Below are 12840 nucleotides of genomic sequence, written 5' to 3'. Positions count from 1 at the left end.
GGTCAGGTGCAGCGCCGAGGTGCGCGCCTCGTGCAGCCATGGATTCCTGCGCCGCAACCCGATCAGGTACTGGTGCAGCCGGAACACGTCCTGGCCGAGGGGTTCGTCGTCGGAAGGATGCGCGGCGAACTCTGGCCGCACCGCGTCGTCGCCGCCGAACCGCTCCTCCTTCACACCACGGTAGGCCCACTCGTCGCCCGCGTAGATGCTCGGGACGCCGCCGGTGGTCAGCAGCAGCACCAGTGCGTGTTCCACGTGCCGGGGGTCGTCGAGCACGCTGGCGACGCGGGTGACGTCGTGATTGCCGACGAAGGTCATCGGCGCGAACGCGTCGAGGAACTCGTCGTGACGGCGCAGCGCGTGGTCGAGCTCGTGGAAGTTGCCGTCGTTGAGGCTGCTCCAGGTCGCCTTCCACAGCTCGTACTGCGTGACGGAATCGAACGTCGCCGCGGCAACGATGGCGGGGTAGTCGCCGTGGATCACCTCGCCGACGAACCACGCGTCGGGAAACGACTCCCTGACCCGGGGCAACACGTGCGCCCAAAACCGCTCCGGCACCGCGTACGCGGCGTCCAGCCGCCAACCGTCGGCGCCGCGACGCAGCCAGTGCGACATCACGTCGACGACGTAGTCCACGACGGCCGGGTTGTCGTGGTTGAGCGCGATGAGACCGTCGTGCCCCTCGAACGTTTGGAAATCCTTGCCGCGCTTGCGGAACCACGCAGTGTCACCGCCGGCGAGGGCTTCCTGGTAGCGGGGAAAGTCGGTGCCGACATGGTTGAACACCCCGTCGAGAAGGACGCGGAGACCACGGCTGCGGGCCTCGGAGACCAGCCGGTCGAAGTCGGCGTCGTCACCGAGACGCGGATCGATCCGGTAGTGATCGGTGGTGTCGTAGCCGTGGGTCGTGGAGGCGAACAGCGGCCCCAGCGCGATGCCCGAGGTGCCGAGTACGACGGCGTGGTCGAGCCAGTCGGCGATGCGGACCAAGCGGTGCTCGTCGGCCGCTGGCGCCGGGTCGGCGGGAAAGGCGCCGACGAAGCCCAACGGGTAGACCTGCCACCAGATCGCGTGCTGGACCCAGTCGGGTTTGGTCATGCCGGCCGGAACTTCGCCTCGTAGAGCGCCTTCATCGCCTCGGCGAGTTCGGGCGCGGGCCCGTCCACCTCGATGCCCGGCGCAATCTCCGAGATCGGTAGCGGTGCAACGGGTGACGGAGCCGTTCCCCATTCGGACCGCCAGCCGGTCAGCTGCGTCGACGACGTCGCGTACACGATGCGGCCAAGTCCCACCCAGGCGTGGGCCGCGGCGCACATCGGGCAGTGCTCGCCGGAGGTGTAGACCGTGGCGCGAACGCGTTCGGCGGGACTGAGATTCGACGTGGCCCATCGCGCGATTTCGAACTCGGGATGACGGGTGGCATCCCCGTCCTTCACCCGGTTGCGGTCCTCGAAGCGGGTCTTGCCGTCGGCGTCGACCAGCAACGAGCCGAACGGTTCGTCGCCGGCGTCCAGAGCCGACCGGGCAAGTTCCACGCAGCGACGCAGGAGGCCGAGGTCCTCGTCGTTGATCGGCACGGCCCGAAGTCTACGCAGCGACCGCGGCGCGTTGGCGGCGTGTCAACGGGTAGCAGGCCAGCCCCAGCAGCAGGGCGCACAGGTGCCCCAACTGCGTGAAGTCGGCGCGGACGGCCAGCACGACACCGAAGACCAGGATCGCGGCGGCGAGATAGCCCCAGCGCCAGGGCGGTGCGATCCGGTACGCCAGCACCCCGACGATGCCGACGACGAAGTAGCTCACGCCGATGTCGCGCGCGTCGATCAGCCGTGGCGAGGCCTGGGCTTCCTGAATGGTCCAGTACAGGTAGGCCTCGCTCAGATACGTCGCGCCGATGTGGCAGGTCAGGCCGACGACCAGCCAGCGCAGGTGGCCTAGCCACCGCTCGGCCGGCGCCAGGAACACCGTGAACACCACCAGATACGGCCACCAGTACTGGCCGTCGATCCACAGCAGGCTCTCGAGCAGCACCCGGATCGGGTCCGTCGCCAAGTGATGCAGGTTGGTGGATTGCTTCTGTAGCAGCTGGTGAAGTCGTCGGACGGGCAGCGCGTGCTGCAGGAGCGTGGTGATCAGCAGCATCAGCAACCAGGCGTAGGTCAGGGGAGCGCTGCGCACCCACGCCCATACCGGTTTCACTCTCAAAGACGATAGAGGCCGCTGGGCCGCGATGATTCCGACACGCGGGGTGAGTCGTACTCGGTGGGTGATCCAATCGAGGAGGCGGTGGCGTGAGTTCGCAGAAGGCGACGGTGCAGCGGTACACCGACGGGTTCCGCTCCGGTGACCTGGCGCAGATACTGTCGTGCCTGACCGAGGACGTGGTGTGGGCCTTGCACGGCGCGAAGACGCTGATGGGCAGGGCCGCTTTCGCGGCCGAGGCCGACAGTGCCGGCGGTCCCATCCCCGAGTTGCACCTGGACCGGCTGATCGAGGAGGGGGACACGGTGGCGGTGGTGGGACACGGCAGAGTCGACATGGGCACCGGCGAACCGGTCGACTTCGTCTACTCGGAGGTGTTCACCTTCACCGCCGGTCTGGTGAGCAGGTTGGACACCTTCCACATCTGGCTGGGCGAGGTGCCCGCCGCGTGACGACCCTGGGTTTCGATCGGCACGGCGCCGAGATCACCTCGCAGGCAGCGTTGTTGGCCGGTCACCTCGACGGCGCCGACGGCCTGCGCTGGGCGAACGAGATCGTCGCCACCCGCGCGGCCGAACCACCGCCCGACGTCGCGTTGCGCGACCTGTCCGCCGCCACCCACGACGACGCCGCTCAGATCGCCGCATCCCTGCGCGAGGCGGCGGCAGTCCTGGTCGCCACGCTGCACGGGGCGGGTCCCGCAGCGCAGATGTGGTGCACGGTGCCCGGTGGTGGTACGGCGTTCTACGCGCGGGCTGGAGCGGGTCGGATTCGGCTGACGCGGTCTCGACAGCCGTCCGAAGCGAGCATCCTGGCGGGGTGGAGTACCAGAGGTACAGGCCGGGGCCGCCGCTTGCGCAGTTCGTGGCGTATCTGTGGTCGCTGCATGATGCGCCGCTTCACTCGACCGAGCGGATCGTTCCGAGCGGCACGCTCGAGCTCGTCGTCAACCTCAACGAGGGCGCGGTGCGGATCTACGATCCCTGCAGTGCAGTCTGGCGTCGGTATTCCGGTGCGGTGGTGTCCGGCGCCTACAAGCGGTTCTTCGTGATCGACACGCGGGAGCACGCGTCGATCGTCGGTGTCCATTTCAGGCCGGGCGGAGCGCTGCCGTTTCTGGGTGTCCCGCCGGGCGAGCTCGCCGATCGGCACGTCGATCTCGAGACCTTGTGGGGGCGCGCAGCGATTCAGTTGCGCGAACGGCTGTGTGCCGCAGCCGCGTCCGCAGATCGATTCGCAGTGCTCGAACAAGCGTTGCGGTCGCGGCTGCCAGGAGTCCACCGCGCCCATCCTGCTGTGCCGTTTGCACTCAACAGACTCGCTCAGCCCGGTGTCACCGTTGGCGAGGTGGCGGCCGGCATCGAGCTCAGCCGGCGCCGGTTGATCGAGGTGTTCACCGCAGACGTCGGGATGACCCCGAAACGGCTCAGCCGGGTGTTGCGATTCCAGCGCGTCAGTGCGGCCGCTCGGCAGGCCGGTGCACCCGATTGGGCACAACTGGCTGCAGCGTGCGGCTATTTCGATCAGTCGCATCTGATCAATGACGTCCGCGACCTCACCGGCACTTCGCCGATGCACCTGATCCGTGCAAGCGAGCAGGTCAAGGACCTCCACCTCCTGGTACCCGAAGGGGTCAAATTCTTCCAAGATCCCCGCGGCGCCCACCGGTAGCTTGTCAGCGTGACCGATCATGACTCACCACCGGCATCGAGGGGACCAACCTGGGCGCCGACGGGCAACGCGGATGCCGTCGTCCGCTACCAGATCGCTAACCTCGATCGCTCGATCGCGTTCTACACCACCCAACTCGGGTTCCAGCTCGAGCAGCGCATCGGACCGGTCGCGACGGTGTCGCGAGGGGCTCTGCACCTTCTACTGAGCGGGCCGGGGAGCTCGGGTTCGCGACCAATGCCAGACGGTCGTCGCCAGGAGCCTGGCGGGTGGAACCGGATCGTGCTCTACGTCGACGACCTGGAGGCGCTGGTCGGCCGCCTGCGCGCCATTGCCACTACGTTTCGAAACGACGTCGAAGTTGGCCCCGGCGGTAAGCAGATTCAGATCGTCGATCCCGACGGCAATCCCATCGAGCTTCACGAAGCGCCCGCATAGTGCCCGCGTTCGGCTAGCCGCAACAGTCGTCGACCTCGAGGCGGCACGCGCAGGACGCCAGGATCGGCACGTCTGCGCGTGCGACCGCGATTTCGAGTTGCTTGGCGACGATGAACGCTTCGGCGTCGCGGCCCAACCGTTTCAGGCATTCGTGGTAGCCGTGCAGGCTCCACACGTTGCCAGGATGCTGGCACGGCCGGCTCAACGTGGGGTCCAGGCCGAGGTCCGCGGCGTACACGGCGGCGGCCTCTTCGACGTGCCCCTGTTCGAGTAGCAGCGCGCCGTAGGCGTGCCGGGTCGGCTGCATCCACCCCCACGGTTCGTCATAGGGCAGTGAATCGTCGAGTTCGATCGCCCGGCGCAGCTTGCCGAACGCGTCGTCGAATCGGCCTTCGCGGTAGGCGATCTCGCCGTCGAGCATCGCCTCGGCGATCGCCAGGATGTCGCGAGCGGTGTTGTTGAACAGATACCTGGTGTCCGGAATGCGGGCGTAGGCTGAAGCGAACGCCTCGCGTTCGGCTTGCGCCTGGCCGAGTTGGCCCTTGGCGGCGTGCGCGACGCCGCGGCCGTAGTGGATGGTCGCCGCGGTGGTGCAGTACAGCCCGACGTCGTCGGGCAGCGGTTCGGCGATCAGCTCGTCCCACCGACCGAACCGCACCAAGACGTGAATCCGCAACGGCACGAACGCTTCCAGCCAATCCGCCATCGGCGGGGACTCGATGGCGAGCAGGTCGGGGGTCAGCTGTCCGGCCAGGTCGTCGGCCGCCCGCAGCGCCGCCTGCGACTGGCCTTCGAACATCGCGGAGTACACCACGAAGTGAAGGTTGTGCGCGCGGTACAGCGAGTAGAAATTCAGCGGCCCCTCTCGCTCGACGAAGCGCTGATCGACTTGCACCGCAGCCAAATTCGACACCACCGAACTGCGATAGTCGCCGCACAACACGTCGATGTGGCTGGGCATGTGCACTAGATGGCCTGCGTCGGGCACCAGGGTGCGCAACAGATCCGCGGCAGGGAGCGCATCCTGCGGGGTGGCCGACATCTCCATGGTGTGCAGATACAGGTGCAGGATCATCGGGTGCTCGCGACCCGCGGACGTGGCCAGCGCGTCGTCGAGGATGCGCTTGGCCTCCACCACTCGCGACCCCGGCGCCGGCTCGCCCGTGTTGATGTCCCACAGCGCCCACGCCGTCACGTTGACCAGCGCATCGGCGGCCAGCGCCTGGACGTCGACGTCGTCGGGATGGGCCTGCGCCAGTGCCGCCATGGCGTCGGCGTAGCCGGCGTGACCGGCAGTCAGACTCTCGGCGTCCGCGGCGTCATCGGTGGGGAAACGGGTTGCCAGTGCGTCGATCAGGCCGCGTTCGACGGCCGACGCGCGTCCGTTGGCGGCCAGCCCGAGTTCCATTCGTGCCCTGGCCAACGAGGCGGCCAGGTCGACGGGGTCGAAGGCCTCCCATGCCTTGTTGTAGTTCGGGCCGATCGCGTAGGCCACGCCCCACCGCGCGATGGCGAGATCCGGGTCGAGTGCGAGCGCCCGCTCGAAACAGCGGATGGACTCCTCGTGGTTGAAGGCGTACGCCCAGACCATTCCGCGGTCGAACCACACCTTTGCCTGCGGCGACGGCGTCTCAATCGGCCGGTGATAGGACCCCAGGTCGTAGTACTGCTCGGTCTCGTCCAGACCTGCGGACGCGGTAGCGGTCATGACTGGCACGATAATTCGTCCACGCCTTGGGGGCGAGAACTGCGATCACCGCGAGCACACAGCCTGCCGCGCCCCAGATCGCCAGGGTGACAATCGGTGCGAGAACGCCGTTTCCGCCGAAGTACTCGACGCTGCGCAGCAGCGCGACACCCGATCCCTGCGGCACGATCGCGTTGAACGTGGTGTAGAAGCCGGACAGCAGCGGCTTGCCGACCGGGCCGGCCGCGGCGGCGTTGCCGACGATCACCAGGAACATCGTGACGATCATCGATGCGACCGTGCCGAACGCGGCCGCCACACCGGTCACCGCACCGCCAACCGCCATCGCGTACAACCACAGCGCACCGAAGACCTGCCAGGTGTGGCTGGTCAGCGCGCCGAGCACGCCGTCGACGTAGACGGTCACACCGCCGGCCAACAGCGCCGAGTAGGCGGCCAGGCTGAGGGTGCGCAGCGCCAAGGTGGAAGCCCGGCGCACGCTGCCCATCATGCGGCCGAACAGCGTGGCACCCACGGTCGCGCCGATGGACAGGAAGATCACGGCGTAGAACTCGACGGTGCCCTGCGGGTCCGCCGGTGAGGTAGGGGCGACGTCTTCGACGGCCGGTGTCAGGCCCGCCTTGGCGGCGATGCCGCGTCCGACCGCCTCCGCGGCGTTGGCCACGCTGCGCCCGCCGCCGCCCGCGACGTAGATCTTCAGCTCGCCGGTCGGTTCGACGACGAACGCGGCGTCGGTCTTGCGGTCATAGACCTGCCCGCGCGCCACGGCGGCGTCGTCGACCTGGGTCACCGCGAGCGTGTCCTGCCCGCGGATCGCGTCGACGACCTGCTGCGGCCCTGCCACGGCGACGTTCATGTGGTGCAGCGTCGGCTTGGCGAAGGCGCCGGAGTAGCTGGCGATCATGGCGATGACGAAGACGGTCAGTGCCGCCATCAGCACGGCCATGTTGCGCAGGTCGGTCCGCGAGATGCGGCGGTTCGACACTTCTTGGAGTGAATGGTGCTTGCCCACGGTGGGACCTTTCGTCTGGGGTGTGAGGTTCGGGGTGTGGTCAGTCGACGTCGGTGGAGAGACCCAGCAGCGCATCGACGGTGTCGAGGGCGGCGGTCACCCGCTGGCGATGATCGGTCGCCTCGGCGTCTTCCATCCAAGACCGCAGCACCTCCTGGAATCCGCCGACCAGAAAGCGGCTGACCGATTCCGGCGGGATGTCGGCGATCGCACCGACCACCCGCATGCCCTGGGCGGCGATCTCCTCGCAGGCGGGCAGGAGTTCGCCGCGGAACGCTGCGACCACCCGCTGGGTCACCGCGCTGGGCACGACGTTGCGGTACATGGCGCGGTGTTCGGCGGCGAAGTCGAACAGTCCCGTGATGCGCGCCCGTGCGTCGCCCTCGATGTCGGCGGCAGCCCGGGTGAACGCCACCGCGAACGCCGTCGAGACCGCGTCATCGCGGTCGGAGAAGTGCTGATAGAAGACCTGCCTGCTGACGCCGGCACGCGCGGTCAGGTCACCGACGGTGATCTCGTCGACGGGCCGCTCGTGTGCCAGCGCGAACGCGGCGTCCCGCAACAGGGTGCGGACCCGTTCGGCGCGGGGGTCGGAGCTGTGCGTGCGTGCGGCCATTCCCACAGCGTAGGCGACTTCGTAGACAGTTGACTACGAAAACATAGGTAATCTAAGGCACCTGTGCGGGCTGGTGTGACGCCCGCCTCGGTGCAGCCCTCAGGTGGTCTGCAGGACGGCGGTTGCGACGGCGAGCGCGAATCCGATCACCGCAGGCGCCGTGTCGGTGACGGAGTCGGATGCCCGGACGTGGCTAACGACGGCTCCGACCGACAGCAGGGCGAGCCCGACGGCGGCGGCAACGCCGATCGGCCACCACGCCAGTCCCGCCAGCGCACCGGCGACGCCGGCCAACTCGAGCAGGGCGATCACCCGCCACAGCGTTGGTGAGATCCCCAGGTGGTCGCGGATCGCCAACGACTGTTGGACGCCGAACAGCTTGATGGAGCTGGCGAACAAGAACATGGCTGCCAGGCAGATCGTGACGATGACGGTGGCGATGGACATCCCGTGAGGGTAGGACGCGCACTCGACGGGAACTGGCGGAATGGGCTCAGGTGCTCTGCAGAACGGTGGTCGCGACCGCAAGCCCGATCCACCCGCCACCGCGTGGGCGAGATCCCCAGATGGTCGCGGATCGCCAATGACCGTGGGCCGCCCCGCAGCTCGACGATGCCGGAGAACGAGAACACGGCTGCCAGGCAGACCGAAACGATTACCGTTGCGATGGACACCAGGCGAGAGTATGAGGAGTTGCCCATGATCCGTTGTGTTCGGTTGTGGACGGCCCAGAACGGCGCGTCACACGTCGAGATCGGTCGCATCGACCTGAGTTCGGGGCGCAACGCCGACCTGGTGTCGCCCACCATGGCGGCGGCCCACGTGACCGTCGAGGAAACGGCGGGCGGCGGTGCCTTGGCGTGGCACACCGCACCGGTCCGGCAACTGGTCGTGACGCTCGCGGGGACGCTGCTGTTCTCCACCCGCGACGGCGAGGAGTTCACTCTCCACCCCGGCGACGTCCTGCTTGCCGAGGACACCGAAGGCACGGGCCATCAGTGGCAGTTGCAGGGCGACGACCCATGGCGGCGGATGTACGTCGTGCTCGCGCCAGCGACCGAAGTTCCGTTCGTCAGGGACTAGCCATGCGCGGCGATGTCGTCTTTCGCGTGTACGGAGTCCACGACGGACGCGTCGATGACCGCTCGTCGGGGACCTTCCGTACCCGGGCGGCGGCGGAGGCGGAGATCGAGGACCTGCTCAGTCGCGAGGTCGGCGGCGAGAACTGGGCACGGCGATACCGGAACGGAGGGTTCGTGATCCGTGATCATGTCGTCTCCACGGACTTCGACATTCCTCCGCGCCCGTCACCGCGCGACAGCTACGTGGTGAGCAGCTCGCCGAAACCGAACGAAACGGGTGGGGACTCGACGATCGTCGACGTTCGGCGGCGTAGCAGCCTTGGGGAACACGAACCGGTGTGCTCCTACGAACGGGATCACGCGATGTTCCAGACGTTCGAGCCATTCCGGCAGGGCGACCGGGACCTGGCGCTGATCTCCAGGCACTACACGACGACGGCGGTGTTCGACCCCGCCTCCGGCGAGGTGATCGCCGAGGAGGACGAGCACGACCCCGGCGGTGGATTCTGCCCCGTCGGCTTCTACGTCCCGGACTGGTGGGACGTTCACGACGGCAGGACCATTCCGGGAAGCGAGCACTGGGACGTCGACAACGAGTGGCCCACCGGTGATTTCGGATTCGTCTGGGGCTGCCACTGGGGTGACGATTCCGGGTGGAAGGTCCAGTACCTCGACCTGAGCCGCGTACGGGACGGTGTCATCACCCGCGACGCCCGGTTCGGCTACACGAAGCTGGCGACGGCCGGCTACCTATCGCCGTGCTTTCTTCTCGATCGGCAAGAAGACGAGCGCGTCGGACACCCACCGTTCATCGACATCTCTGCTTACTCGGGCAGAGCCCGCGTCACGCTATCGACGGAGGTCGCCTTCAACCTCGATGGTGGAGCGACGCTGCCCGAGGAGCTCGACTACGACCGGGCCACCGGCGAACTGATCGCTCGGGACGATGATTGAGTGTCCCCGACTAGTGGCCCGCGACGACGTCGGCCTCGTCGAACGTCACCGGATCCTTTGCGCCAGGCAGGAAAGAGTATGCCGCGCAGACGATTCCGAAGAAGAGATAGCCGAGGGCCACCTGGGGGCTGGCCGCCCACGCCACCTGGGGCGCGTGGATCAGTCCGATGAACGACAGCACGGCACCGACGGCCGATGCGATCGCCGCGTAGAGGAACTTCTTCTCCAGGATGAAGGTGACCATGGTGCCGAGGATCAAACCGACCAGCACCGCGCCCTCGCCGAGGGTCAGCAGCCCGTCGTAGACCACGCCTGCACCGTTGAGCGCCTCCAGCCCCACCTTCGACGCGGACGTGCCCGCGGCGTTGAGCGCGTTGTCGATCAGGCCGCTGGCCCACTGCGCGAGGTTGGGCAGAAGGGCAGCCACGACAGCGACCGCGTGCAGTCGCGGCACGGCCTGGAAGGCCTGGGCACCGATCAACAACCCGATGTAGAGCAGGATCGGCACGATGGCAGGCACCGGCAGCAGCGCATCGAGCACGCCGAAAAGACCGACGAAGCAGAACAATCCGATGACCACGCCACTGGCCAGCGAGTAGCTCGCCCGTCCACCGGCGTCCTTCCAGCCGGGGTGACCGATGTACACCGCCGGCGGGAAGGGCGACCCGAACGCCGACCCGATGCAGGCACCGGCACCGTCGGCGAGCAGCACGCTGCGCAGGTTGTAGTTGTCCCCGGCGGCGGCCGCACTCTCCACGTTGCTCATCGCCTCGGTGAAGTTGTAGACACCCAGCGGTATCGCCGTGCCGAGTAATGGCGCCAGGTGCGACAACCCGGAGAACAACATGTCGACCCGCAGGTCGGGAACGCCCAGCGCGATGTCGGAGAAGGCCTGACCGACGTCGGGTGCGGACATGTAGCCACCGATCCAGCCGATCGCCGTGCCGACCAGCAGCGCGGCCAGTCCCACTGGAATGCCGAACGGCAGCTTCACGTCGGTGAAGAAGCCGATCAGGATGATCGCCAGGACGGGCAGGCCGATCCAGGCCGCTTCCCACATCTGTGCGGCGGGCCGCATGGAGATGAAGGTGATCGAGATGCCCGCCAACGTGCCCAGCATCGCGGCGCGCGGGGTCAGCTTGCGGATGTACGGTCCGACGAAGGCACCGATCATCACGATGATGCCGATCATGAATGCCCAGGCCAGGCCGGCCTCCCACGCCTGCAGCGGGTCCTTGGTGTTCAGGTACACCGGCAGCATGACCACGAATACGACGATGAACATGTGCGGCACGCTCGGGCCGTACGGCAACGCCGTTACGTCAGTACGGTTTTCGCGTCCGGCCAGCCGTCGCGCCAGGAACGTGTAGTACAGGTTGCCCAGGATCAGGGCGACGCCGAGCGCGGGCAGCACCGTGCCGAGCACGTCACTGGCGGGCACGGCGATGACCCCGATCATCAGCCCGGTCAGCGTCAGGACGTTGACCAAGATGTTGAAGCCGAGGCCGAAGAACGCGTTGGTGTCGCCTCGCGTCCACCAGGGAATGGCGACCGGCGGGTCGGCTACCGGCGGATCGGCGGGGGGATCGGTGACTTCAGCGGACACGGTGAGTCCTCTCAGACCTGGGAAAGGGGAGTGGTGGTGAGTTCGTGGAGTGCCGGTATCACGGCCGTGCTGTCGGCGACCCATCCGAAGATGCCGCCCTGCGCCTTGATCATCTCGAGGCCGATTCGTTGAAAGTCGGGGAAATACGAACCGACGCAATCGGATACAACCAGACACTCGTAGCCCCGGTCGTTGGCCTCCCTGGTGGTGGTGTGCACGCACACCTCGGTGGTGACGCCGGTGATCAGCAGTTGGGTAATGCCTGCGCCGACGAGGACGTCCTGGAGTTCGGTGGCGTAGAACGCCCCCTTGCCCGGCTTGTCGATCACCAACTCGCCGTCGACCGGTGCCAACTCGTCGACGATGTCGTGGCCGTACTCGCCGCGGATCAGGATCCGGCCGTACTTGCCGGGGTCGCCGATCCGTTTCGACGGTGCGCCGCGGCTCAGCTTGGCCGGCGGACAGTCGGACAGGTCGGGCTGGTGGCCTTCCCTGGTGTGGATCACCATCACACCGGCGTCGCGGGCCGCCGCAATCAGCGCCGCCAGCGGCGGTACGACCTTGAGGAGTTGGCCCACGTCGTTGCCAAGACTCTCGCCGAATCCGCCGGGCAGCAGGAAGTCCCGCTGCATGTCGATGACGATCAGTGCGGTCTTGCCCGCTGCCAGCGAGAACGTGGACGGCTCGGCGGGCACGTCGATGGATGGGCTCATGTGGACTCCTCGGATGGCTGGGGAACGGAACGCGGGGACGGGGATGACACGGCGGGGCGGTGCACCGCGCGCGGTTCGTCGAGGATCTGCGCGGCCAGTTGCAGGACGGTGTCGTCGGACAGCGCCGCGCCGAGCAGCATTGCGCTGAACGGCCGGCCGTCGGTCGCGACGCCGAGCGGAACGGCGACACCCAACAGGTCGAGCAGGTTCCCGAAGTGGGTGTAGTGGCCCAGCATCGTGTTGCAGTCGATGGGGCGGGCGAGCACTTCGTCGACGGTGAAGGTGGTGCCGATGGTCGGCACCACCAGCACGTCCATGGTCTGCCACAGCCGGCCGACCTGCGCCTTGAGTTCCTGCAGTCGTTGCAGCGCGGCGAATGCCTGTACCGCCGTGTATTTTTCGCCGCTGCGTAGGATGTCCCGGACGACGGGGTGGATCGACTCCGGTCGCTCGTTGAGGAAGTCGCCGAATTCGACGAGTCGCTCCGCAACCCATGGCCCCTGGTAGAGCAGCGCCCCCGCGGCCAGGAACGGCTCGAGGGAGACGTCGACGATGGTGGCGTGCCTGGCGAGGTGATCCCGGAAGCCGAGGTGCGCGCCGCGCATCTCGTCGTCGCCGAAGAACTCGAGTTCGCCCACCGGCGGTAGCCCGACGCGGATGGGCGCGCCTGCGTAACGCGGTCCGGAATCGCGTGACCACGCATCGTCGTCGTCGCGGGCGACCATCACGTCGAAGACCCGGTCGACGTCGTCGATGCAGCCGGCCATCACGCTGATGCAGTCCAGCGACTTGCACGCCGGTACCAGGCCGACGGTGCTGATCAGCCCACGCGACGGCTTGA

General features: G+C 67.6%; 15 protein-coding genes. 5 read left to right on the top strand and 10 right to left on the bottom strand.

Annotation, left to right across the window (positions count from 1 at the left end; genetic code table 11):
• The 3 genes from QOC69_RS27875 to QOC69_RS27865 all read right to left on the bottom strand — a co-directional run.
• Window positions 1-1098: alpha-amylase family protein (locus QOC69_RS27875; protein ID WP_526445761.1), on the bottom strand; the 1098-nt coding region annotated here is incomplete at its 3' end.
• Window positions 1095-1577: a nucleoside deaminase gene (locus QOC69_RS27870; protein WP_526445760.1), complete on the bottom strand. Its 483-nt coding sequence runs from the start codon at window positions 1575-1577 to the stop codon at window positions 1095-1097. The genes QOC69_RS27875 and QOC69_RS27870, both read right to left, overlap by 4 nt.
• A 10-nt stretch (window positions 1578-1587) precedes the next feature.
• Window positions 1588-2196 carry a rhomboid-like protein gene (locus tag QOC69_RS27865; protein WP_526445759.1) on the bottom strand — a complete coding sequence of 203 codons (609 nt, stop codon included), beginning with the start codon at window positions 2194-2196 and terminating at the stop codon, window positions 1588-1590.
• A gap of 92 nt (window positions 2197-2288) precedes the next feature.
• Between QOC69_RS27865 and QOC69_RS27860 the strand changes: the two genes are divergently transcribed.
• The 3 genes from QOC69_RS27860 to QOC69_RS27850 all read left to right on the top strand — a co-directional run bounded on the left by QOC69_RS27860 (window position 2289) and on the right by QOC69_RS27850 (window position 4308).
• Entirely contained in the window at window positions 2289-2651 is a 363-nt protein-coding gene (locus QOC69_RS27860) for a nuclear transport factor 2 family protein (RefSeq protein ID WP_526445758.1), read from the top strand.
• A gap of 367 nt (window positions 2652-3018) precedes the next feature.
• Complete coding sequence (locus QOC69_RS27855; protein ID WP_526445757.1) at window positions 3019-3870, top strand: helix-turn-helix domain-containing protein; 852 nt, start codon at window positions 3019-3021, stop codon at window positions 3868-3870.
• 9 nt (window positions 3871-3879) lie between these two features.
• Window positions 3880-4308: a VOC family protein gene (locus QOC69_RS27850; protein ID WP_526445756.1), complete on the top strand. Its 429-nt coding sequence runs from the start codon at window positions 3880-3882 to the stop codon at window positions 4306-4308.
• Between the two features lie 13 nt (window positions 4309-4321).
• Here QOC69_RS27850 and QOC69_RS27845 read toward each other — a convergent pair whose 3' ends face one another.
• The 4 genes from QOC69_RS27845 to QOC69_RS27830 form a co-directional block, all read right to left on the bottom strand.
• Window positions 4322-6016, bottom strand: coding sequence for a tetratricopeptide repeat protein (locus QOC69_RS27845; RefSeq protein WP_526445755.1), 1695 nt, complete (start codon window positions 6014-6016; stop codon window positions 4322-4324).
• Window positions 5940-7028: an ABC-2 transporter permease gene (locus QOC69_RS27840; RefSeq protein WP_526445754.1), complete on the bottom strand. Its 1089-nt coding sequence runs from the start codon at window positions 7026-7028 to the stop codon at window positions 5940-5942. Before QOC69_RS27840 ends, QOC69_RS27845 begins: the two co-directional genes overlap by 77 nt.
• A 40-nt stretch (window positions 7029-7068) precedes the next feature.
• On the bottom strand, window positions 7069-7644 hold the full coding sequence (locus tag QOC69_RS27835; RefSeq protein ID WP_526445753.1) for a TetR/AcrR family transcriptional regulator: 576 nt from the start codon (window positions 7642-7644) through the stop codon (window positions 7069-7071).
• Between the two features lie 99 nt (window positions 7645-7743).
• Window positions 7744-8091 carry a DoxX family protein gene (locus QOC69_RS27830; protein WP_526445752.1) on the bottom strand — a complete coding sequence of 116 codons (348 nt, stop codon included), beginning with the start codon at window positions 8089-8091 and terminating at the stop codon, window positions 7744-7746.
• 252 nt (window positions 8092-8343) lie between these two features.
• On the opposite strand from QOC69_RS27830, the gene QOC69_RS27825 reads away from it, so the two are divergent.
• Both QOC69_RS27825 and QOC69_RS27820 read left to right on the top strand, forming a co-directional pair.
• Window positions 8344-8727, top strand: coding sequence for a cupin domain-containing protein (locus tag QOC69_RS27825; RefSeq protein ID WP_526445751.1), 384 nt, complete (start codon window positions 8344-8346; stop codon window positions 8725-8727).
• Between the two features lie 2 nt (window positions 8728-8729).
• Window positions 8730-9680, top strand: a complete 951-nt coding sequence (locus tag QOC69_RS27820) for a hypothetical protein (RefSeq protein ID WP_526445750.1) — start codon at window positions 8730-8732, stop codon at window positions 9678-9680.
• 10 nt (window positions 9681-9690) lie between these two features.
• Here QOC69_RS27820 and QOC69_RS27815 read toward each other — a convergent pair whose 3' ends face one another.
• The 3 genes from QOC69_RS27815 to QOC69_RS27805 all read right to left on the bottom strand — a co-directional run.
• On the bottom strand, window positions 9691-11286 hold the full coding sequence (locus QOC69_RS27815; protein WP_526445749.1) for a regulator: 1596 nt from the start codon (window positions 11284-11286) through the stop codon (window positions 9691-9693).
• Window positions 11287-11297: 11 nt separating this feature from the next.
• A complete protein-coding gene (locus QOC69_RS27810; RefSeq protein WP_526445748.1) occupies window positions 11298-11999 on the bottom strand; it encodes a cysteine hydrolase family protein in 702 nt (233 codons plus the stop codon).
• A partial coding sequence (locus QOC69_RS27805) for an amidase family protein (protein ID WP_526445747.1) occupies window positions 11996-12840 on the bottom strand: 845 nt, incomplete at its 5' end. The genes QOC69_RS27810 and QOC69_RS27805, both read right to left, overlap by 4 nt.

This window comes from Mycobacterium sp., assembly GCF_032162105.1.
Lineage (GTDB): Bacteria > Actinomycetota > Actinomycetes > Mycobacteriales > Mycobacteriaceae > Mycobacterium.
Note: the sequence above shows the minus strand (reverse complement) of the source record. Positions and strands in the feature narration are given on the sequence as shown.

Excerpts from the sequence above, each read along its gene's own strand:
- QOC69_RS27835 (WP_526445753.1), bottom strand. The coding sequence starts at position 7,644 with ATGGCCGCACGCACGCACAGCTCCGACCCCCGCGCCGAACGGGTCCGC.
- QOC69_RS27825 (WP_526445751.1), top strand. The coding sequence starts at position 8,344 with ATGATCCGTTGTGTTCGGTTGTGGACGGCCCAGAACGGCGCGTCACAC.
- QOC69_RS27810 (WP_526445748.1), bottom strand. The coding sequence starts at position 11,999 with ATGAGCCCATCCATCGACGTGCCCGCCGAGCCGTCCACGTTCTCGCTG.
- QOC69_RS27830 (WP_526445752.1), bottom strand. The coding sequence starts at position 8,091 with ATGTCCATCGCCACCGTCATCGTCACGATCTGCCTGGCAGCCATGTTC.
- QOC69_RS27820 (WP_526445750.1), top strand. The coding sequence starts at position 8,730 with ATGCGCGGCGATGTCGTCTTTCGCGTGTACGGAGTCCACGACGGACGC.
- QOC69_RS27845 (WP_526445755.1), bottom strand. The coding sequence starts at position 6,016 with ATGACCGCTACCGCGTCCGCAGGTCTGGACGAGACCGAGCAGTACTAC.